The organism is Pseudoalteromonas sp. S1650, from assembly GCF_005887195.1.
Taxonomy (GTDB): domain Bacteria; phylum Pseudomonadota; class Gammaproteobacteria; order Enterobacterales; family Alteromonadaceae; genus Pseudoalteromonas; species Pseudoalteromonas simplex.
Window position 1 is genome coordinate 1 of the sequence record NZ_PNDF01000047.1, and the last position, 22,143, is coordinate 22,143.

The 22,143-nt window shown below is 42.0% G+C and carries 24 protein-coding genes; 21 read left to right on the forward strand and 3 right to left on the reverse strand.

The annotated features are described in order from the left end of the window. The 3 genes from CWB80_RS14460 to fliD all read left to right on the forward strand — a co-directional run. A partial coding sequence (locus CWB80_RS14460; RefSeq protein WP_283235112.1) for a flagellin occupies window positions 1–409 on the forward strand: 409 nt, incomplete at its 5' end. A gap of 125 nt (window positions 410–534) precedes the next feature. Then, entirely contained in the window at window positions 535–957 is a 423-nt protein-coding gene (locus CWB80_RS14465; RefSeq protein WP_138599048.1) for a flagellar protein FlaG, read from the forward strand. A 40-nt stretch (window positions 958–997) separates the two neighbouring features. Next, complete coding sequence (gene fliD / locus CWB80_RS14470) at window positions 998–2,407, forward strand: flagellar filament capping protein FliD (protein WP_138599047.1); 1,410 nt, start codon at window positions 998–1,000, stop codon at window positions 2,405–2,407. Window positions 2,408–2,627: 220 nt separating this feature from the next. Here the strand turns inward: fliD and CWB80_RS14475 are convergent, their stop codons facing one another. Both CWB80_RS14475 and fliS read right to left on the reverse strand, forming a co-directional pair. Then, entirely contained in the window at window positions 2,628–2,915 is a 288-nt protein-coding gene (locus tag CWB80_RS14475; RefSeq protein WP_138599046.1) for a hypothetical protein, read from the reverse strand. Next, window positions 2,915–3,316: a flagellar export chaperone FliS gene (gene fliS / locus CWB80_RS14480; RefSeq protein ID WP_138599045.1), complete on the reverse strand. Its 402-nt coding sequence runs from the start codon at window positions 3,314–3,316 to the stop codon at window positions 2,915–2,917. Before fliS ends, CWB80_RS14475 begins: the two co-directional genes overlap by 1 nt. A 293-nt stretch (window positions 3,317–3,609) precedes the next feature. Between fliS and CWB80_RS14485 the strand changes: the two genes are divergently transcribed. Next, window positions 3,610–5,049 carry a sigma-54 dependent transcriptional regulator gene (locus CWB80_RS14485; protein WP_138599044.1) on the forward strand — a complete coding sequence of 480 codons (1,440 nt, stop codon included), beginning with the start codon at window positions 3,610–3,612 and terminating at the stop codon, window positions 5,047–5,049. Between the two features lie 32 nt (window positions 5,050–5,081). On the opposite strand, the gene CWB80_RS14490 is transcribed toward CWB80_RS14485, so the two are convergent. Further along, the gene (locus CWB80_RS14490; protein WP_138599043.1) at window positions 5,082–5,669 is read right to left on the reverse strand and encodes a DNA-3-methyladenine glycosylase I; all 588 of its coding nucleotides are present in this window, start codon (window positions 5,667–5,669) and stop codon (window positions 5,082–5,084) included. Window positions 5,670–5,796: 127 nt separating this feature from the next. Here CWB80_RS14490 and CWB80_RS14495 point away from each other — a divergent pair, with 127 nt between their 5' ends. The 17 genes from CWB80_RS14495 to flhB all read left to right on the forward strand — a co-directional run bounded on the left by CWB80_RS14495 (window position 5,797) and on the right by flhB (window position 22,115). After that, window positions 5,797–6,909, forward strand: coding sequence for a sensor histidine kinase (locus CWB80_RS14495; protein ID WP_138599042.1), 1,113 nt, complete (start codon window positions 5,797–5,799; stop codon window positions 6,907–6,909). After that, window positions 6,906–8,309, forward strand: a complete 1,404-nt coding sequence (locus CWB80_RS14500; RefSeq protein ID WP_138599041.1) for a sigma-54-dependent transcriptional regulator — start codon at window positions 6,906–6,908, stop codon at window positions 8,307–8,309. The genes CWB80_RS14495 and CWB80_RS14500 overlap by 4 nt, the downstream gene beginning before the upstream one ends. A 170-nt stretch (window positions 8,310–8,479) precedes the next feature. Then, window positions 8,480–8,812 carry a flagellar hook-basal body complex protein FliE gene (gene fliE / locus CWB80_RS14505; RefSeq protein WP_138599040.1) on the forward strand — a complete coding sequence of 111 codons (333 nt, stop codon included), beginning with the start codon at window positions 8,480–8,482 and terminating at the stop codon, window positions 8,810–8,812. 20 nt (window positions 8,813–8,832) lie between these two features. Then, the gene (fliF, locus tag CWB80_RS14510) at window positions 8,833–10,548 is read left to right on the forward strand and encodes a flagellar basal-body MS-ring/collar protein FliF (protein ID WP_054553275.1); all 1,716 of its coding nucleotides are present in this window, start codon (window positions 8,833–8,835) and stop codon (window positions 10,546–10,548) included. After that, window positions 10,541–11,581 (forward strand): flagellar motor switch protein FliG, encoded by a 1,041-nt coding sequence (gene fliG, locus CWB80_RS14515; protein WP_054553274.1) that lies wholly within the window; start codon window positions 10,541–10,543, stop codon window positions 11,579–11,581. Before fliF ends, fliG begins: the two co-directional genes overlap by 8 nt. A gap of 3 nt (window positions 11,582–11,584) precedes the next feature. Then, a complete protein-coding gene (gene fliH, locus CWB80_RS14520) occupies window positions 11,585–12,403 on the forward strand; it encodes a flagellar assembly protein FliH (protein ID WP_063528645.1) in 819 nt (272 codons plus the stop codon). A 17-nt stretch (window positions 12,404–12,420) separates the two neighbouring features. Beyond that, window positions 12,421–13,755: a flagellar protein export ATPase FliI gene (fliI, locus tag CWB80_RS14525; protein WP_054553272.1), complete on the forward strand. Its 1,335-nt coding sequence runs from the start codon at window positions 12,421–12,423 to the stop codon at window positions 13,753–13,755. Next, complete coding sequence (gene fliJ, locus CWB80_RS14530) at window positions 13,755–14,210, forward strand: flagellar export protein FliJ (RefSeq protein WP_054553271.1); 456 nt, start codon at window positions 13,755–13,757, stop codon at window positions 14,208–14,210. Before fliI ends, fliJ begins: the two co-directional genes overlap by 1 nt. A gap of 112 nt (window positions 14,211–14,322) precedes the next feature. Continuing rightward, window positions 14,323–16,641, forward strand: a complete 2,319-nt coding sequence (locus CWB80_RS14535) for a flagellar hook-length control protein FliK (RefSeq protein WP_138599039.1) — start codon at window positions 14,323–14,325, stop codon at window positions 16,639–16,641. 72 nt (window positions 16,642–16,713) lie between these two features. Continuing rightward, entirely contained in the window at window positions 16,714–17,235 is a 522-nt protein-coding gene (gene fliL / locus CWB80_RS14540; protein WP_138599038.1) for a flagellar basal body-associated protein FliL, read from the forward strand. Between the two features lie 9 nt (window positions 17,236–17,244). Next, complete coding sequence (gene fliM / locus CWB80_RS14545) at window positions 17,245–18,336, forward strand: flagellar motor switch protein FliM (protein ID WP_054553268.1); 1,092 nt, start codon at window positions 17,245–17,247, stop codon at window positions 18,334–18,336. A 22-nt stretch (window positions 18,337–18,358) separates the two neighbouring features. Next, window positions 18,359–18,760, forward strand: coding sequence for a flagellar motor switch protein FliN (gene fliN / locus CWB80_RS14550; protein ID WP_054553267.1), 402 nt, complete (start codon window positions 18,359–18,361; stop codon window positions 18,758–18,760). After that, entirely contained in the window at window positions 18,757–19,140 is a 384-nt protein-coding gene (fliO, locus tag CWB80_RS14555; RefSeq protein ID WP_054553266.1) for a flagellar biosynthetic protein FliO, read from the forward strand. The genes fliN and fliO overlap by 4 nt, the downstream gene beginning before the upstream one ends. A 4-nt stretch (window positions 19,141–19,144) precedes the next feature. Continuing rightward, the gene (fliP, locus tag CWB80_RS14560) at window positions 19,145–19,885 is read left to right on the forward strand and encodes a flagellar type III secretion system pore protein FliP (protein ID WP_138599037.1); all 741 of its coding nucleotides are present in this window, start codon (window positions 19,145–19,147) and stop codon (window positions 19,883–19,885) included. Between the two features lie 40 nt (window positions 19,886–19,925). Continuing rightward, window positions 19,926–20,195 (forward strand): flagellar biosynthesis protein FliQ, encoded by a 270-nt coding sequence (gene fliQ, locus CWB80_RS14565; protein WP_054553264.1) that lies wholly within the window; start codon window positions 19,926–19,928, stop codon window positions 20,193–20,195. Next, window positions 20,196–20,975 carry a flagellar biosynthetic protein FliR gene (gene fliR, locus CWB80_RS14570; protein ID WP_054553263.1) on the forward strand — a complete coding sequence of 260 codons (780 nt, stop codon included), beginning with the start codon at window positions 20,196–20,198 and terminating at the stop codon, window positions 20,973–20,975. A 9-nt stretch (window positions 20,976–20,984) separates the two neighbouring features. Continuing rightward, entirely contained in the window at window positions 20,985–22,115 is a 1,131-nt protein-coding gene (flhB, locus tag CWB80_RS14575; RefSeq protein ID WP_054553262.1) for a flagellar biosynthesis protein FlhB, read from the forward strand. The last annotated feature ends 28 nt before the right edge of the window (window positions 22,116–22,143 follow it).

Genomic DNA, 22,143 nt, shown 5'->3' on the forward strand with positions numbered 1-22,143 from the left:
AGCAAAATCAAAAATAGAGTTTTCAGGGAATAATTCATTTACTGTGGGTGCTGGCGGAGAAATTACAGGTGCAGTCACTGAATCGGCTGCAGACTCAATGGTTGATAAGATTGATATTTCAACTCAAGCTGGTTCTCAGAAAGCTTTATCAATAATCGATTCGGCGATTTCATCTATAGATGGCCAGAGAGCTGATTTAGGTGCGATTCAAAATCGTTTTGGTCATACAATCAGTAATCTTGCAAACATCTCTGAAAACGTATCTGCTTCACGTAGTCGTATTCAAGATACTGACTTTGCAACAGAAACTGCGCAAATGACGAAGAACCAAATCTTGCAACAAGCGGGTACATCAATCTTGTCGCAAGCGAACCAGTTACCACAAGCAGCGCTTAGCTTAATTGGTTAATAGTGTGATTAGTACAACAACTAATGGTTAAGTCAGCATTAGTTAACTAAAATAAAAAGGAGATTGGCTTACGCTAATCTCCTTTTGTTGCATTAGCCATAGGGTAAAATGTTTAAGGAGGCGTTATGAGTGCAATAACCCAAAGCCCTGATTTTGCAGTGGCTCCACAAAAAGCGGATGATAAGCTAGCTGCGAGCCCGCAACTGACAGCAACGGCGATTGATGAATCAAATAAAACGGAAAATACACAACAACAGCAAACAGAGCAAAATTATCAACAAATGCAGCGTAAATTGGACGAAAGTGCTGAAAAAGACGAATTAGGCCGCGAACAGCTTGAGAAAATGGCGCAACAATTGCAAGACTTCATGGGTGAAATGAATCGTAGTTTGCAGTTTCAAGTAGATGAAGAGTCGGGCCGTGATGTTATTAAAGTGGTTGATAAAAACAGTGGTGAGCTAATTAAGCAATACCCATCTGAAGAAGTGTTGAGCCTAGTGGCTAAACTTTCAGAAACCGCAGGTTTTTTAATTGATCAAACTGTTTAAAGTTTTTTGTTAAGTTAAATGTGTAATGTGAGGAAGTATTATGGCTATTTCATTTAATGGTTTAGGTTCAGGTTTAGCAGTATCAGATATTGTTGATGCGTTAGTTAGCGCTGAAAGTACCCCTTTTACTTCACGTTTAAACAACAAAGAAGCCACGTTAACTACAGATATTTCAGCTGCAGGTGCACTAAAATCAGCGCTTGAAAAACTGCAAACCTCGATGGAGGCACTAGGCGAAGTTGATAACTACCAAAAACGTAGTATTTCTGGTAGTGATGATTTTGTAACACTAAGCTCAGATAAAGAGGCTCAGCCTGGTGGTTATAATGTAAAAGTAAACAATCTTGCGACTGAACATAAATTGATGTCAAGTGCATTTGCAGAAGATGCCGCAGTTGGTGAAGGGACGTTAACTATAGCGTCAGGTGAGAATAGTTTTGATATTGATGTGTCAGATACTGCAACTTTGTCTGAAATTCGTGATGCGATTAATGACAGTAAAGATAACGACAGTGTAACAGCAACGATTATTACCGACGATAATGGCCAGCATTTAGTTTTATCCGCAAAAAATAGTGGTGTTGAAAACGCAATAAAAGTTACAGCAACTGATGCTGATGGCGATAATACTGACGCGGCAGGTTTATCGGCTCTAGCCTATGACACAGATGCAGGGGTGACAAACATTAGTGAAGTAATTGCTGCAATAGACGCTTCAATTACCATAGATGGTAATTTAACAGTTACTAGCAGTGATAACGAGTTTGCAAATGTTATTGACGGTGTAACGATTACCGCCAAAAAAGCACATGGCACTGATGACGATGATAGCACGTTAAAAATTACTGAAAATAACAATAATATTAAAGCAGGCTTAAACAGTTTTATTGAAAGTTATAACGAATTACTTGAGCTTAGTAATAATTTAGGTAAATCAGGTGAAGACGGCGCTGGTGTGATGGCTGGTGATTCTATGCTTCGTGGGGTAATGTCAAAACTCCGTCAGCAATTAACCAGTGAAGTAACCCTGAGTGATGGCAGTAGTTTGTCGTTATCAAAACTCGGGGTTGAAGCAGACCGTTACGGTAAATTAAGCCTAGACACAGAACGCCTAAACGAGCAAGTCGAAGCAGATGTAGACCTAGTGCAGGAGTTCTTTATAGGTGAAAATGAAGACGAGGGCGGTTTTGCACAGTCTTTTGATGAGCTAATGAGCTTTTATACAGACTCAGATGGTATTGTTCAAAACAGAATTGACAGTAAACAAACCCAGTTAGATGGCTTAGATGATGAGCGAATTGATTTTGCAAGAAAAATGGAGTCGTTAGAGTCTCGTTTATACGCACAGTACAATAGCATGGATTTACTTGTAGCCCAGATGAACTCAACCAGTAGCTATGTGCAAGCGCAGCTTGATAATATGCCAGGGGTTGTTAAGCAAAGTAAATAATTGATTAGTCTATTTTCTTATCGGTATTTAGGCGCCAACTCTTTTGGCGCTTTTTTGCTTTTGGTTCATAAACGATCTATTTAGTAAATATTTTACTTTGTTTGAATAGAAGTACAAAAACCAATTCACTATCTACAACCGCGACTTTATTTTTCACAGTTGATATAGCGCTAATAACGCGTTTATATAACTGAGTATGTCAAAAGCAACTAAACGAAAATTAGCGTTTAGTTGCTTTATATTTAGAAATAGCTTTTTGTGATTTACGCTGGTTGATTAACTCGGCCTGAGTTTTATCTCTCGCGTTTTTAAGTCTAGCTGTAGCGGCTAAAATTTTAGCTTGTATAGCTAATAACTCTTTTTCTTGAGGTGGTGTTTCACTCTCACACCAATGTTTTAACTCTTGGTCAATAGCTATTAACGTTTGGCTTGCCAGCTCAATATCTGTTTTATCTATGTGCTCTGATAATGCAATGAGTAATTCATTCAGAGCGTTATAATTCGGCATTATTGCTCAGCTTTAGGTATGCGCTCTTCGAGCGGAATAGAATCCCACCCTTCTTTTATTTCTTTAACGATACGGATAACATCATCTACTGCTGCAATGTCGTTGTTTACATTTGCTTCAGTTAACCTGCGTTGGCAAAAGTCGTACAGCGATAGTAGGTTGCTAGAGATATCTCCGCCATGCTCAAAATTGAGTGCATCTTGTAGAGCACCGAATAATAAAATGCAGGTAGAAATATTTTCACCTTTTTTTTCAAATTCTTTACGCTCAATAAAGCCTTTAGTTGCTGCTAAGCGTCCGATAATATTGCTGAAAATCAAATTGATCTGCTCATAAGGAGACATTTCATTAATGTTGCTAACGCTAACTTGACTGTACTTTTTTATCGATATATGTGCCATGAGAAAATCCTATATTAAAAACACCGATTCATAAAAATAGATAAGCAATATTAATGCCATTGATGTTATCTTTCTTTGAGCATTTCTATAGAGATTATAGCAACGAGTATAGAATATTTTAAAATTCAAACAGGCTAAATTTGTAAGTTAATTCTTTAGTATTAAATTTTAGTGCTAAGTGACTATTTTTTGGCGTTGATGTCAATAAATTGCCGCTTAGCGCTTGCATCCCTCCTAAACTCGCTTACAATTTAGAAATTAACTAACCTCGTGGTAACTGTGGTTCGCCAATAATGATCTTAATTTTAGACAATAATAATAATCGTGCGATAGGTTTACATGCAGCACTTACCTTCATTGGTGAAACTGCACAATTAGTTGATGAGACTACATTACAGTCTTTTTGTGAAAAACATCAACAGCAAGAGTGTATGGTCATTCTTGGTGCTTTACAGCAGCTAAATCACGAGGCTGTGATCAAACAGTTTCCTGCCATTCCGTTTTTATTAATTGGTGAAACACTCAAACCGTTACTAAGCATTGCAAATGTAGTAGGTTTAATTTGTGAGCCATTTAACCATGATGTAACTACTCAGCTATTGCATGATTGTCAGCAATATCAGCGCATGCTACCGAGTGACCACAAACAAGCTAAATCTAACAAATCATTTGATGGTTTAGTCGGTGAAACTGAAGCTGTAAAAGATGTGCGCTTTTTAATTGAGCAAGTAGCAAAAACCGATGCCAATGTGCTGATCTTAGGTGAGTCAGGCACAGGTAAAGAAGTTGTTGCACGCAACGTTCATTTACTCTCTAAACGCAATACCGGGCCATTTGTGCCGGTAAACTGTGGTGCTATTCCTGGTGAACTACTTGAAAGTGAGCTATTTGGCCATGAAAAGGGTGCCTTTACGGGCGCTATTTCTGCACGCAAAGGGCGTTTTGAATTAGCACAAGGCGGCACGCTGTTTCTTGATGAAATTGGTGATATGCCTTTGCAAATGCAGGTTAAACTACTGCGTGTGTTGCAAGAGCGTAGCTATGAGCGAGTAGGGGGTACTAAGCCTATTCAAGCAGATGTACGCATTATTGCTGCGACTCACCGCAACCTTGAAGAAATGATTGAAAAGGGCGACTTCCGTGAAGACCTTTTTTATCGCTTAAACGTGTTTCCAATTGAAAATCCTTCGCTTAGTGAGCGTGCTGACGACATTCCTCTGCTTTTAAAAGAGTTAATGCGTCGTGTGAACGAACAAAGTGGCACAACGGCCAAATTCACTGAGCGTGCGATTCAAAGCTTAAAAGAGCATGCGTGGCCGGGGAATATTCGTGAGCTTGCTAACTTAGTTGAGCGCATGGTGATCATGTTCCCTGATAAAGTGGTTGATGTGCCAGACCTACCAGCTAAATATCGTTATATTGAAGTTGATGCTTATGAGCCTGAGTACCCTGAAGAGTTGATGGAGCGAGATGCTTTCAACGATATTTTCAGTACCGGCTTTAGTGATTACGATGATGAAGAACCTGAAGTACCAGCAACAACGGTTGACTCAGGTTTACTCCCTGATGAAGGAATTGAGCTCAAAGAATACCTAGCTGAGCTAGAAATCAGCTTAATCAGCCAAGCATTAGAGCGCTACGATTATGTTGTTGCACGTGCAGCAGAAATTTTAGGTGTTCGCCGCACCACACTGGTCGAAAAAATGAAGAAATATAACCTAACGCGCGACTAAGCCGCGTTAGGTATCTTCCTCGGTTTTTCTTTTTAATATTCACTAATTATCTCAGCTTTTCTAAAGCAATCATTGCTATGGTCATTTACCATGCCACAGGCCTGCATGTGGGCATACACTGTCGTCGGGCCTAAAAACTTAAAGCCGCGCTTTTTTAAATCTTTGGCAAATGCTGTAGAGGCTTCAGTAATAGCCGGGTAATCCTCTAATTTATCAAGATTGTTTACCAATGGCTTGCCACCAACAAACTGCCATTGGTAATTTGAGAAACTACCAAACTCTTTTTGAATCTCAATAAACCGTTGCGCGTTATTGATAGTGGCGGTGATTTTAGCGCGATTACGAATAATACCTTCAAACTGCATTAATCGTTCGACGTCGTCTTCGGTCATTTTGGCAACCTCTTCGACAACAAAGTTTTTGAAGGCACTGCGATAGCCATCACGCTTTTTAAGTATGGTATACCAACTCAGTCCCGCTTGTGCTGACTCTAAGGTTATAAATTCAAATAAGCGGTGATCATCATATAGTGGCACCCCCCATTCTTGGTCATGATAGGCCACATAATCTTCTTTGCTGGTATCGAGCCATGGGCAACGACAATGGTGTTCTTTTTGCATTATTCCCTCGCGATTGTCATTTTTTTGTCAGTGTTGTTTTGTCTTTAATTTATTGAAATAAAACAAAAATAAATTTGGTACGGATTGTGCATTTAGCTAGGTAGACACGATTTTTTGAGTATCGATTATGGCCTTAGCAAATGTCCTAAAACCACAATTTATCACAGCCAAACAATATAACCCATGCTTACAACAAGAAGAGTATGTGGGTGAATTGAGTGAGCTGCGCCAACAAGCCAGTTGGTTAGGTCATTTGGTTGATACCATGCCTGCGGGTGTGGTGGTTTTGGATGGCCGAGGTATGATCGCAAAAGCCAATCAAATCGCCATTGATATGCTAGGAGAACCCCTTGAAGGTGAAAAGTGGTTTAGCGTAATTCAACGCTCATTTCGACCACAGCAAGACGATGGACATGAAGTATCACTTAGAGATGGGCGTTTAATTAAGCTTGATATTACTGCGCTTGCTCCAGAGCCAGGTCAGTTAATTTTAATGACAGATTTAACTGAAACCAGACGCTTACAAAAGCGAGTGGCACATATGCAGCGCTTAAGTGCGCTTGGTAAAATGGTCGCTTCGCTTGCTCATCAGGTCAGAACACCGTTATCAGCGGCCATGTTGTATGCCGCAAATTTAGGCTCAAAGCGATTGCCAGAAAGCTCGCGTGGCAACTTTCATACAAAGCTAATGTCGCGTTTAAAAGATTTAGAAACCCAAGTGAACGACATGCTGCTATTTGCTAAAAGTGGCGAGCAACAAGTGGTCGAAAGTGTTTCAATGCAGCAATTACTTAATGAAGTAAAGGCTGGTGCTGATGCCATGGTTGCACAAAATAACAGTGAACTAAGCGTGAACTTGCCTGAGCCAGATATTGAAATTATGGGTAATAAAACTGCTCTGGCGAGTGCTATTCAAAACCTGATCCACAATAGTATTCAAATTATTGGCTCTGAGGCTGTGGTAACCCTGAGTGCCGAACGTGACGAAAGTAGCGAAAACTGTGTTCGTATCAGTGTCAGTGATAATGGCCCAGGTGTTGATTTACGTCATGCCAACAAATTATTCGAACCTTTTTACACTACCAAAAGCCAAGGCACGGGGCTTGGGCTTGCAGTTGTAAGTTCAGTCGCCAATGCGCACCAAGGACGGGTTGAAGTGACTAATAATGCTCATGGGGGAGCATGTTTTAGTTTGATCTTGCCAATTAGTGCAGAACCAATGTCAGCGGAGGCAAAATGAATACTAACTCTATCTTAGTCGTTGAAGACGACGCAGGTTTACGAGAAGCGCTAATCGATACCCTTGAGATGTCGGGTATTGATTGCGTTGCTGCAGATAGCGCTGAACAAGCGATGATCTTGCTTAAGCAAAATAGTTATTCATTGGTTGTTAGTGATGTGCAAATGGGCGCCATGAGTGGCCTTGACCTATTACGTAGCATTAAACTTAATTATCCTGAGCTGCCAGTATTAATGATGACAGCCTATGCCACCATTGATGATGCTGTAGAGGCAATGCGTTTAGGCGCGATTGATTACATGGCAAAACCGTTTGCCCCAGAAGTGCTTCTTAACATGGTGAGTCGTTATTTGCCTGAAAAGGAAAAAGAAACCGATGGCCCAATTGTTGCCGATCCATCGAGCATTAAGTTATTAGAACTTGCCAGTAAAGTAGCGCGCTCAGATGCCAGTGTCATGGTACTCGGCCCAAGTGGCTCGGGTAAAGAAGTGTTGGCTCGTTTTATCCACGATAAATCAAATCGTAGCGATGCTCCCTTTGTGGCTATTAACTGTGCTGCTATTCCTGAAAACATGCTTGAAGCAACCTTATTCGGTTACGAAAAAGGGGCGTTTACTGGCGCTATTCAAGCTTGCCCGGGTAAATTTGAGCAAGCTCAAGGTGGTACCATCTTACTAGATGAAATCACTGAGATGGATTTAGGCTTGCAAGCTAAATTACTGCGTGTACTTCAAGAGCGCGAAGTAGAGCGCTTAGGCGGTCGTAAAACCATAGAGCTTGATGTTCGCGTACTTGCTACAAGTAACCGAGATTTAAAAGAAGCAGTGAGCGAAAATCTATTTAGAGAAGATTTATATTATCGCTTAAATGTATTCCCGTTAATGTGGAAACCATTAGCCGAGCGTCCTGGCGACATTATTGTATTGGCAGAGCATTTAATAGAGCGTCATTGCCTGAAAAGTAAAGAGCCTATAGCTCAACTAAGTGAGGGTGCGAAACAAAAGCTGCTATCGCATGCTTGGCCAGGTAACGTACGAGAGCTCGATAACGTTATTCAACGGGCGTTGATATTATGCGATGGTAATAGTATTCATCAAGATGATGTCTTTATTGAAGAGTTGCTTACGGCGGATATCAAGCCAGTCGCTACGCCACCACACAACGCTCCGGTATATCAAGAACAGCCTGTTGAAGTTAATCTAGATACCGTACCGCAAGTGAGTGAGCAGGGTAATTATAAAGACGAGCTGAAAGACAAAGAGCATCGTATTATTTTAGAAACCTTAGCGCGTTGTAACGGTAAGCGTAAAGAGGTTGCAGAAACCTTAGGTATTAGTCCGCGCACGTTACGTTATAAACTGGCGCAAATGCGAGACTTGGGTATCGCCTTACCTGCATAAACTCCTTCCAAAAAGTTAGTCAAACAAGCTCACATTTTTGTGAGCTTGTTTGCTGTCAAAACTCTGACAAGTAAATTGTCTGTGTTAAGTTGTTGAAAATTCTCGTTTTATTTTGTGGCACGGTTTGTGCTTTATCAGTGCATAAGTAAACTGCATTGTCAGAGAGTATTATGAAAGTTCAAAACAGCGCATTATTTCAAGAAATGCAATCTATGGCTTCAGAAGTTGGTCGTGGTAACTCAATTAATAATTTACCAACACAAACTCAGCCAACTTCATCGGCACAGTTTGGTGATTTACTTACCAATGCACTTGATACAGTGAATGGCTTACAACAAGAAGCAAAACAAAAAGTAACCGCGCTTGAAATGGGCGATCGCAGTGTTTCACTTGCGGACGTAATGATTGCTTCGCAAAAGTCATCAGTTGCCTTTGAAGCGACGGTACAGGTTCGCAATAAACTTGTTGAAGCTTATAAAGAAATCATGAACATGCCTGTGTAACTAGGTAGTGGAGAATTATTGTGGCGCAATCTAATCAATCAACTGATCTAGCCTTAGCAGGCGGCGGTATCGATGCAACCGATACTGACGATCAACAAGAGCAAAAGTCAGGCTACCTAAGTGCCTTAAATGGTGTAGACGTTTTACGCCAGGCTACTTTAGTGATTGCTTTAGCAATCTGTTTGGCTATCGCAATTTTTATTATTATTTGGGCTCGTCAGCCAGATATGCGTCCGCTTGGCAAAATGCCAACGGAAGAGCTTATTCAAACGCTGGACTTCTTAGACGCTCAAAAGATTGATTACGAACTTGATGGTAACGTCATCTCTGTTGAAGAAGGTGAATACCAAAACATCAAATTATTGATGGCTCGTGAAGGCCTAGAGCAAGCGCCAAGCTCAGGTACTGACATCATCATGCAAGACATGGGGTTTGGTGTAAGCCAACGCCTTGAACGTGAACGTTTAAAGCATGGTCGTGAGCAACAGCTTGCACGTACCATCGAAGAGCTAAAAAATGTTACTCGCGCCAAAGTACTTTTAGCTATCCCAAAAGAAAATGTATTTGCTCGTCGTGAAAAACAACCTTCAGCGACGGTAGTACTAACCTTAAAACGCGGCCGTACGCTTGATGGTGAAGAAGTTGACTCAGTAGTTGATATTGTTGCCTCAGCAGTCCAAGGTTTATCGCCAGAGCGTGTTACTGTTACCGATCAAAATGGTCGTTTACTGAATTCAGGCTCACAAAACTCACTTGCTGCTCGCTCTCGAAAAGAGTATGAAATTGAGCGTAAGCGTGAAGAAGAATACTTAAATAAAATCGATAGCATCCTTATTCCAGTTGTAGGTTTAGGTAACTACACAGCGCAAGTCGACTTAAATATGGATTTTAGTGCAGTCGAAGAAACACAAAAACGTTATAACCCAGACTTACCCGCTGTGCGCAGTGAAACCACGTTCGAAGAAAACAACATTGGTGGTCTTGCTGTGGGCATTCCTGGTGCGCTAACGAATCAGCCGCCAGTTAACTCTAATATTCCTGAGGTCGCTGGCCAAGGTAGTGCAGGTTCAGCAACGAACCCAAGTCGTTCGCATAAAGAAGCAACACGTAACTACGAACTTGATACCACAATTTCGCATAAGCGCCAGCAAACCGGTGTTATCCGCCGCATCAGTGTGTCAGTTGCCGTTGATTATGTACCACAAGTAGGTGAAAACGGTGAAACAACTATGGTTCCTCGCTCTGTCGAAGCATTGTCAAATATTCGTCGCTTACTACAAGGTGGTGTTGGGTTTGATATGCAACGCGGTGATGCACTTGAAGTCGTCACAGTGCCATTTGTAAGACAAGATACAGGTGAAGCGATTGAAGTTCCACTTTGGGAGCAAGATTGGTTCATGAAGATGCTACGCTTAGCATTAGGTGCACTGGTTATCATCGTACTTATTGTCTTTGTTGTAAGACCTATGCTGAAACGTCTAATTTACCCAGACGATACACTAGAAGAATATGATGAAGATGCATTAAGTGCAGGTGTAGATATTGGTGATAGCACGCTAGATATGCTAAATAAAGACTTTGACTCTGCTGCTGTAGGATTCTCAAGTGATGGTACACTACAGCTGCCAGACTTACATGGCGATGAAGATTTACTCAAAGCAGTTCGTGCATTGGTTGCAAATGAACCAGAACTGTCTTCTCAAGTAGTGAAAGCGTGGTTAACAGAAGATGACTGATCAAGAACAAAAACAATTACCACCGGCGTTTGATGTTGATAAATTAGACGGTGTTGATAAGGCGGCAATCTTATTGCTGAGCTTATCAGAAGAAGATGCTGCGCAAATCCTTAAGCACTTAGAGCCAAAGCAAGTGCAAAAAGTGGGTATGGCAATGGCCGCACTAGATGATTTATCGCAAGCGAAAATTAGCGCAGTCCATAATTTGTTTATTGAGCAAATTCAAAGCTTCAGTACCATTGGCTTCCAGTCTGAAGACTTTATTAAAAAAGCCCTTACAGCAGCGCTTGGTGAAGACAAGGCTGCCAGCCTTATTGACCAAATTGTTATGGGCTCAGGGGCTAAAGGTCTTGATTCATTGAAGTGGATGGACTCAAAGCAAGTGGCGAATATCATTCGCAACGAGCACCCGCAAATTCAAACCATTGTTTTATCTTATTTAGAGCCAGAGCAATCAGCGGAAATCTTGTCGCAATTCCCAGAAAAAGTGCGTTTAGATTTAACTATGCGTATTGCGAACCTTGAAGAAGTTCAACCAGCAGCATTGCAAGAGTTGAATGAAATCATGGAGAAACAATTTGCAGGTCAAGCTGGTGCGCAAGCTGCGAAAATGGGTGGCTTGAAAGCGGCTGCTGATATCATGAACTACCTAGATACCAATGTTGAAGGTCAGTTAATGGATTCAATCCGTGAACACGATGAAGAGATGTCACAGCAAATCCAAGACCTTATGTTTGTCTTTGAGAACTTAATGGATGTTGAAGACCGTGGTATTCAAGCGATCCTTCGTGAAGTACAGCAAGATGTATTAATGAAAGCAATTAAAGGTACTGACGAAGCATTAAAAGAGAAGATTTTAGGCAATATGTCAAAACGTGCCGCTGAATTACTCGCTGATGATCTTGAGGCAATGGGCCCTGTTCGTATTAGCGAAGTAGAAGCGGCACAGAAAGAAATTCTTTCTACGGCACGTCGTTTAGCTGACTCAGGCGAAATTATGCTTGGTGGCGGTGGTGGTGAGGAGTTCCTGTAAGCCATGAGTAAGTCTTCATTTCATACAGGACGCCCAGTGCATGCCAGTGAAGCAGCCGATGAACTATTGGAAAACTGGCCAATTCCTGAGGTTACGCAAGATACAACAAAACTCGCTGGACGCTCAACGGCGTATGGCACGCCTTTAGCTGACTTATATCGTAAAGAGCAGCAAAAGCAGCAGGCCGAAGAGCAGCCAGAAGAGCCTGAAATTCCGTCATTGACCATGGCTGAACTTGAAAAAATCCGTCAAGATGCCTATGAAGAAGGGCTAAAGCAAGGTCATGAACAAGGCTATATAGATGGTTTTGAAAAAGGCGCGCATGAGGGGAAAGAAGCTGGTTTTAAAGAAGGTGTTGAGCTTGGTAAGGAGCAAGGCCAAGAAGAAATTAAGCCTATTTTAGAAGAGCAGCTCACCAACTTAAGAAGCTTACTTGATAGCCTTTCTCAACCATTATCTAAAGTCGATGAAAGTGCCGAAAAGCAGTTAGTGCAGTTAGCTGTGATGCTGACAGAGGTCTTAGTTTACCAAGAAATTAAAACCTCACCTGAAGTCATTTTACATGCTTTGAAGCAAGCTATTGATGCGTTAGGTGAAGAGCAAGCTAAAGTACGTATTCACTTACATCCTGATGATATTACTTTAATTACCGAAAGTTATGGCGAACAAACTATCGCAGATAACCATTGGCAGTTAGTGGCAGAACCGACTTTAGAACGTGGTGGCTGCGAAATTAAAACCCCGCAATCATCCCTTGATATGACGATAAAAACTCGCGTCAAAGAAACGTTGGAAAACTTTTTGCATAGCAGTGGTATCTAACACTTTTTAGGCTCATTATGAGTGCTCAATCAATGACTCTTAGCGAACGCTTACAGCGCTATGAAAAACATATCAAGGCTCCAAAACCGGCTGTTGCCGGTATTCTGACGCGTGTTGTTGGTTTAACGCTAGAAGCAAAAGGGCTTAGAGCACCTGTTGGTAGTCAATGTAAAATTGAAACCATTAACGGCTTTGTTGATGCTGAAGTTGTTGGCTTTAATGACCAAACACTGTACTTAATGCCAAATGATCACATCTCTGGCGTACTACCAGGTGCGCGAGTTATCCCAAAAGTAAACGAAACAGGATTGCCTGTAGGCATGAGTTTACTTGGCCGCGTAGTGGATGGCCTTGGTCGGCCACTTGATGGCTTAGGTGCAATTAATGCTGAGCATCACTTAAAGTTTGCGCAAAACGCAATTAACCCGCTGGCAAGACGACCAATCAGTCAACCTATGGATGTAGGTGTACGAGCCATCAACTCCGTTATTACCGTGGGTCAAGGCCAGCGCATGGGTCTGTTTGCAGGCTCTGGTGTTGGTAAATCAGTGCTACTAGGTATGATGACTCGTGGTTCTGAAGCAGATGTAATCGTGGTTGGCCTTGTGGGTGAACGTGGTCGTGAGGTAAAAGAGTTTATTGAAGAAATTTTAGGAGTCGAAGGGCGTAAGCGCTCAGTGGTGGTTGCAGCCCCTGCGGATGCGTCACCATTAATGCGTTTAAAAGGCTGTGAAAGTGCAGTGACCATTGCGGAATACTTTCGCGATCAAGGTCTTAACGTGTTGTTATTACTTGACTCTGTTACCCGTTATGCCATGGCACAACGTGAAATTGCCTTAGCGGTTGGTGAGCCTCCGGCTACGAAAGGTTATCCGCCTTCAGTATTTGCTAAATTACCTGCGCTGGTGGAGCGTGCCGGTAATGGTGGTGAAGGGCAAGGTGCCATTACAGCGTTTTTTACTGTACTTAGTGAGGGCGATGATATGCAAGATCCAATTGCTGACTCTGCCCGCGCTATTTTAGATGGCCACATTGTTTTATCTCGAGATTTAGCCGACAGTGGTCACTATCCGGCTATTGATATTGAAAAGTCGATTTCTCGTGTAATGCCGCAGGTTGTATCTGAAGCGCATATGCAACAAGCGCGTGTGCTCAAGCAAGTGTATTCAATGTATCAACAAAACAAAGATATGATCACCTTAGGGGCGTACCAAAAAGGCACCGATCCTATGCTCGACCAAGCAATTAATATGATGCCGCGAGTCAATCAATTCCTTCAACAAGGTATGAAAGATGTGATCAGTTATGATGAAGGTCTGCAAGGCCTAGCGCAGTTATTAGGGCAAGGTTAATGGCTAAAAGTAAACTTGATTTATTGTTAAAGCTTGAGAGCGATAAAGAAGAGTCTTTACGCATGGATTATTTAAAAGCACAGCAGCACTTACAAAGTAATCAACAAAAACTGCAAGGGCTTAATAACTTTCGTTTAGAGTATTCTCAGCAGTTACATTTGAAAGGTCGCTCTGGTTTGTCTAGTGCTGGCTTCAGCCAATATCATGCTTTTATTGCAAAAATTGAAGAAGCGATACGCCAGCAAGCAAGTACAGTGAATACCGCAAAACAAGTTGTGACACAGCGAAAAGCACTGTGGTTAAAGCAACAAGTGAAAGCAAAAGCAGTAGCGAAGTTAATCGAAAAGCAAGCTGAAAAACAAGCGATGCAAGTGGCAAAAGCAGAACAAAAAATGCTGGATGAATTTGCTGCAAATCAGTTTTATCAGCGTCAACTTAAAAACGCACTTCTTTAAAATACTTCCTTTTTAGGCATGTTAATTGCATTTACCTAACCAGTAGCATTAATTTTGGCACTTGCGGCGGCAAATTGCCTCATTACTTTAGATGACTAGGTTTAGGTGAATTATGGCGATCAGTGATATCAATTTGCAGGTTAAAACTGAGCAAGGTACTGGTTTTTCAGGCAAAGACTCAGAGTCTAACAACAAAGCATCGGGCTTAAGTTTTTTAACTTCACTGACAGAAGCAAGTGAAGCGGCAAACGCGCAAGCAAAAAGTGATGCAGATGCTGACTCAATTGATGAACCTAAAGCTATCAGTACTTCTGAAGAACTTAAATCAGATGCAAAACCAGGTGATGAGAATACAGCGACTGATGCTAAAGCTGCAACTACTCCCACATCTACAGATCAGCAGCCTAAAATAAATCCAGATGTTCGTAATGAAGCTGTAACTAAAGAACAAAGCGATGAACTTGCACTTGTAGAAGGTGAAGATAACCCACTGCTTTCGCAAATTAATGCGGCTCAAGCTATGAGTACACGTGTTAATAAATTGATTGAAAATAATGACTTTAGCCCTGTAGTTGTTGATAAAAAACCAACCCCAATCGATACCATTACACCTGTAATACCTTCACCTATGACAGACGTTGCGCAAACCGATGATTCAAAAGTCGCAGCAGAAGATGACAACTCAATCGCAAGTTTATTACATAAGTCTAAAGTTGCGACAGCGGTAGATAGTCAACTAAAAGCGATTGGTGATTTACCGCCAAAAGATAGCGTGACCCCTATTGTTGATGGCCCATTAACAGACAAAGAAAAGCAGGGTGTTTCAGCTGTTAATACACCGGATACAAAACCTCAGGTAGCTAACTTTGCCAGTGCAATACAAGCAACTGACAGTAAAGAAACCACTGTTGATTTAGACGCTGTAAAAACAGCTGATGGAAATGAACTCAGCGCGAATGATAAAAGCAAAGCTGTTTTAAGCAAGATGCTTAGCGATGCAAATAATAGCGTTCAAACTGATGCAAAAGCGCCTGAAGTGACGACAAAGCAAGCGCATGGCAACGTTGATAAGCCAGCAGTAAACCTAGCTACTGAGCAGGTAGCTCCGAAGAGCGTTGAAGCAAGCGCGGCAAAAGCATCAGATAAACCAGTAACTGATAAGTCAATCGTTAACCTGCTTGCCAAACTACAAAGTGGCGACGGGCAGGCTGTAAGTGAGTTCGCTAAAGGTTTGTCGCTCAGCACTGATCAACAAAAGCAACTTGAACAACAAATCAATCAACTAAAAGTTGACAATAAGCTTGGCGCTGATGAGCTGGCAACAATCAAGTCGCTATTGACTGATGTGATGAGTAGTAAGCCTACAACACAAACTGCACAGAGCCCTGTATCACAATTTGCTGTAGAGCAAGACATTGCTGATGAAAGCCTGACAAAACAAGATGCTAAATTAGCTGATAATAAAGCGCTTGATACTAAACTGCCGACTAGCATCGAAAAGCAAATCACTGCACTGACGAAAGATGAGCAGCAAGCACTGTTAAATAAAGTGAATACTCAACTGCAAACGTTAACGCCGGGTACTGCTCAGTACGAAAAACTTTCTGCGGCACAAACTGTGCTCAAAGAGGCTATTAATGCTCCTGCAATAGTCAACACAGCGATGCCGATAACCGCCGCCACAGTCAATGCTGAAAATAATAATACAAAACAAAACAATACTGCGCAGGTTACAGCCGATGTTACAAAGGCTGCAACTAGTGAAGAAGTAACTTTAGAGCTTGATACAAAAATTAATACCGAACGTACACAAGAAGCTGTGCCTTCGCGTGTAGCTCAGTTATTTACTCAGTTAACGACTCAAGCCAATGCAGCAGCACAACCAGGTGCCTATGAGGTAGCTCATCAGCAATATGAGCAAGCAATAGATGCACAAACAATGCAGACTCAAGCAACGACACAAACTCAGGCTCACTCTAAATCGGTGAGCATTGACCCTGGTGTAATGCAAGCGATCAATATTATAAAGAGTGACGCCGCAAAGATGCTTCAAGAGCGAGTTAGTGCGTTACTAAATATTAATAATAAAGAAGCGGAAATTCGCTTAGACCCACCAGAAATGGGCAGTATGCAAATTCGTATACGTAGCGATGCTGAACAAGCGCAAATTAATTTTGTTGTTCAAAATCAGCAGGCTAAAGAAGCTTTAGAGCAATCAATGCCACGTTTGCGCGAAATGCTTGCGCAGCAAGGTATTGAACTTGGTGAAAGTAGTATTCAGCAAGGTGACCCTGAGCAACAACAAGAGCAGTCTGGGCAAGGGCAGCTTGCAGGAAATCAACAAGCTGAGGAGCAACAACCAGAAGTAGCAGCGCAAAGCGCAGAAACTTCTCGACAACAATCTTCATCATCAATAGATTACTATGCATAAGTCCTGCTATTATAAGAAATAAAATAGTTACAGTGTGATAAACAACTTGCTGTAACTTTGAGGGAAGTAACAATGGCCGAAGAAGCAAATTTAGAAATAGAAGATACGGGTAAAGGCAAAAAGAAGCTGATTATCATTATTGCAGCTGTAGTGTTGATTGTTGGCGCCGCCGTAGGTTACTTTTTATTTATGGGTGATGATGCCCCTGAAGAGAGCCTAGCAGATGAAACCACAGTGACTGAGGCTGCTGCACCATCGAGCTCCGCACAGATTGGTTCGGCTCTCTATGTCGCAATGCCACGCCCATTTGTATTTAATGTACCCGGTGCGAGTCGCGACCGTATTGTACAAATAAAAGTTCAGCTACTTGTTCGCGGTGAAGTGAACGAAGAAACTGCCAAAAAGCATATTCCACTTATCGAAAGTACCTTACTTGGCGTTCTTTCAACAACGACCGCAGATGAATTAGGTACCAGTGAAGGTAAAGAGTCAGTGCGTGTTGCTGCACTTGAAAAAGTACAATCAGCATTAAGTGATGTTGAAGGTAGCAAAGTGATAGAGCGGGTATTATTCACCGGCTTTGTGATGCAATAAGGGGTCAGCGTGAGCGATTTATTATCTCAAGACGAAATTGATGCGCTTTTACACGGCGTTGATGAAGTCGAAGAGGAAGATATTCACGAAGGTGATGACTTAGACAGTAATACCTTACAGTATGACTTCTCATCACAAGATCGTATTGTCCGTGGTCGTATGCCGACCTTGGAGATCGTGAATGAACGTTTTGCCCGTCATATGCGAATTAGCCTATTTAACATGATGCGCCGCACCGCTGAGGTCTCAATCAACGGCGTGCAAATGATTAAATTTGGCGAATATATCCATACCTTATTCGTGCCAACCAGTTTGAACATGGTACGTTTTCGTCCGTTGAAGGGCACTGGCTTAATTACCATGGAAGCCCGATTAGTATTCATTTTAGTGGATAACTTTTTTGGTGGTGATGGCCGCTATCATGCAAAAATTGAAGGCCGTGAATTTACGCCAACAGAACGGCGTATTGTTCAAATGCTACTTAAAATTATCTTCGAAGATTATAAAGAAGCATGGGCGCCGGTAATGGATGTATCTTTTGAGTACCTTGACTCAGAAGTTAACCCAGCAATGGCGAACATCGTAAGTCCAACTGAAGTGGTTGTTATTAGCTCCTTCCATATTGAGCTAGATGGTGGTGGTGGTGATTTCCATATCGCATTACCATATTCAATGCTTGAGCCTATTCGCGAATTGCTCGATGCCGGTGTGCAATCAGACACCGAAGACACCGACTTACGTTGGAGTAAAGCATTACGTGATGAGATCATGGATGTAGAAGTCGACCTATCGACTCAATTGCTTGAGGTTGATTTAACGCTACAACAGATTATGGAGCTTAAAGCTGGCGATATTATCCCAGTTGAAATGCCAGAGCATATCACCGTATTTGTAGAAGAACTGCCGACCTTTAGAGCGAAAATGGGCCGCTCACGTGACAATGTGGCACTACAAATTAGCGAAAAAATTAAACGCCCTGAATCAGTTAAGTCAGAACTACATGTGTTCACAAAAGGTGGCAAAAAACTGGATTCAGATGCAGAATTAGCAGAACTAGAAGAAGATCTACATCTATCTGAAGGTGTAGATTTAGACTGGTAGTCGATTTATAAGGTTAAACATAATGAGTGATGATCAAGATACAATGGACGAATGGGCCGCGGCACTAGCCGAAGCTGAAGAGGCTGAGGGTGGCTCAGGCGATGCTGCTGTGGCAGAGCTTGATGAATTAAAAGATGAAAGACATGAGCTATCGGGCGACGAAAAACGAAAACTTGATACCATCTTGGACATTCCGGTTACTATTTCTATGGAAGTGGGCCGTTCAAAAATCAACATTCGTAACTTATTACAACTTAACCAAGGTTCGGTGGTAGAACTAGACCGAGTCGCTGGTGAGCCGCTTGATGTATTGGTTAACGGCACGCTGATTGCGCATGGTGAGGTGGTCGTTGTAAACGATAAGTTCGGTATTCGTTTAACTGACGTTATTAGCCAAGTTGAACGTATTAAAAAGTTACGATGAATGCTTTAGTTGCTTTAACAAGTGCGTCGAGCACTGCATTTCCTACGGCATCACCGACGGCAGATTTACTGTCTATGGTGATGTCTTTGCTTTTAGTGCTGGTGGTTATTATTGCTTTGGCTTTTTTGGTTAAAAAACTAAATCCAAATCTTGCTAATAGTGATGAATTTAAAGTAGTGCGCAGTTTGCCTTTGGGCTCTCGTGAGCGTTTGATGGTCATTGAAATTGATAACGCACAGCACTTAATTGGTGTGACTCCGCACAGTATTAACTACCTGCATAAACTAGAAACACCATTACAAGAAAAAGAACTGCCAGAACTTGCCAAGAAATTTGGAAAGTTACTGAACCCACAATCACCTTCAAATAAAAAGAATTAACGCTATGATCAAGTGGATACTTATTTTAGCAAGTGTGTTGTTTTTGCCGTCGGTTAACGCTGAAGGCATAGAAGCACTGACCATTACCACCAACCCTGATGGCTCTCAAGATTACTCAGTGACGCTACAAGTGTTAGCGATCATGACGGCGCTGAGCTTTATTCCAGCGGCGGTCATTATGATGACCTCATTTACACGGATTATTGTGGTTCTGGCGATACTACGCCAAGCAATAGGCTTACAACAAACGCCTTCGAATCAAATTTTGTTAGGCATGTCGCTGTTTTTAAGTATTTTTATTATGGCGCCAATTTATCAGCAGGTGAATGAGCGCGCCATTGAGCCGTACTTGAATGAGCAAGTTACTTCAGTGCAAGCCTTAGAGCTTGCCAAAGACCCTATGAAAGCGTTTATGCTCTCGCAAGTTCGTATAAAAGATTTAGAGACCTTTGCGAAAATAGCTGGTTATGAGCAATTAGATTCGCCAGAAGACACGCCGTTGATTGTATTGATCCCAGCGTTTGTTACCAGCGAATTGCAAACGGCCTTTATCATTGGTTTTATGTTCTTCATCCCATTTTTGATAGTTGATTTAGTGGTGGCCTCCGTATTAATGGCCATGGGTATGATGATGCTTTCGCCGATGATTGTGTCTTTGCCGTTTAAGATCATGCTGTTTGTGTTGGTGGATGGCTGGAGCCTTGTGATGGGCACGCTGGCGAAGAGCTTTGGGCTCGGGGTGTAACAATGCAATTCAAGGCACATAATTAGGTAGGAGAGACAAAATGGAACCCGAAATTTTTGTCGATATACTCAGTGACGCGCTATTTTTAGTTATAAAGTTAGTGTCTGCAATCGTAGTACCTGGCTTATTAGTCGGTCTAGTCGTGGCAGTTTTCCAAGCGGCAACATCAATCAATGAGCAAACCTTAAGCTTTTTACCTCGTTTGCTAATTACCATAAGCGCACTTATTATAGGTGGTCACTGGTTCACGCAAGAGCTTATGGACTATTTTACCCGTTTAGTGATGTCTATACCGGAGATTGCAGGCTAAATGGAATTTCCATTTGCGGTCATTATTCAATGGCTCAGCGACTTTTTGCTGCCATTAGTGCGTATTAGCTCAATGATAATGATTATGGCAGGCCTTGGTGCGAAGAATGTACCAAGCCGAATTAAGCTTGGTTTAGCTGTAGTTGTAACCTTTGTTGCTGTGCCTATGCTGCCCCCTGCGACTTTCAACAATCTTTTTTCGTTTGAGATGATTCTTGTGGTCATTCAGCAAATGCTTATTGGTGTCGCGATTGGGTTTGCATCTGTTTTATTGCTAAATACTTTTGTTCTTGCTGGGCAAATACTCGCGATGCAAACAGGTCTTGGTTTTGCGTCCGTAGTTGATCCATCGAATGGTCTGAGTGTACCCGCTGTGGGACAATTTTATCTAATCTTGGCGACCTTGCTTTTCTTTGTGTTCAATGGCCACTTAATGATGATTCAAATGGTCATTCATAGCTTTGAAGTGCTACCAATTGATGGCAATTGGTGGGCGGTTGATCATTACTGGGATATCGTTACTTGGGGTGGTTGGATGTTCACCACAGCCTTGGTGCTTGCTTTAGCTCCACTGACAGCCATGCTTGTTATTAACATGTCGTTTGGTGTAATGACCCGAGCGGCACCGCAGTTAAATATTTTCTCAATTGGCTTTCCGTTTACCTTAGTAGCTGGTCTTGTGATTATTTGGGCAACATTAGGCAACTTTATGACTCAATTTGAGTTTCAGTGGTTAAAAATGGTTGAGTTAATGTGCAGCCTTGTTGGTTGTACACCTTAGGAGCGCGCCATGGCTGAAGATTCTGGTCAAGAAAAAACCGAAGAACCCACGCAGAAAAAAATTGATGATGCCAAGAAGAAAGGTCAGGTTGCCCGCTCAAAAGAGCTAGGTACCATGTTTGTGCTTATTTTTTCTGCAGTTTCACTCTTGTTGTATGGCCCTGAAATTGGTAAAGGTCTTTATAATATAATGGGACGTTTATTAAGCCTTAACCGTAATGAAACCTACGACACCACTAAGATGTTTTCAGTGTGGGGAATTGTTGCGGATGCATTGTTATTCCCTATGGCAATGTTTGTGTTGATCATCGTCATAGCCGCTTTTGTTGGCAATACTTTACTGGGGGGTTATAACTTTAGTTGGCAAGCGGCAGCCCCAAAAGCAAGTAAGATGTCGCCAGCTAAAGGTATTAAGCGTATGCTTGGCCCTCAAGCAGGAGTAGAGCTAGTTAAGTCTATTTTAAAATTTGTAGTGGTTGCAGGCTTTGCTGTGTTCTTAATTAATACTTTCTTTGATGAAATACTGCACCTAAGCATTGAAAGCGCGCCCGGAAATTTTATCCATGCACTCGAAATACTATCTTGGATGTTCTTGGGGTTAACTTGTACGTTAATCATTATTGCTGCAATAGATTCTCCTTATCAAAGTCACAAACACCATAAACAGTTAAAAATGACCTTACAAGAGGTAAAAGACGAATTTAAAAACTCTGAGGGTGATCCGCAAATAAAAGCGCGTATTCGCCGTACTCAGCGTGAAATGTCGCAAAGGCGTATGATGCAAGACGTGCCTGATGCAGATGTGATCGTAACTAACCCGACCCATTATTCTGTAGCACTCAAATACGATACAGCTAAAGCGGGTGCGCCTATTGTTCTTGCCAAAGGCGTGGACGAGCTTGCTATGCAAATTCGTAAAGTGGGCAAGGGGAATGACGTGCCAATTGTTGAATCACCCATGCTTACTCGTGCGCTGTATCACACCACCGATGTTGGTCATCAAATACCTGATCAGCTATTCACTGCCGTTGCACAAGTGTTAGCTTATGTCTTCCAGTTAAAACGCTTCCAAAAAGGGCGCGGTAAACGTCCTGTACCACTCAATAAAAAGCTCCCAATACCCGATGCCTACAAATACTAAACAGTAAATTTATAACTTGGAATAGTTA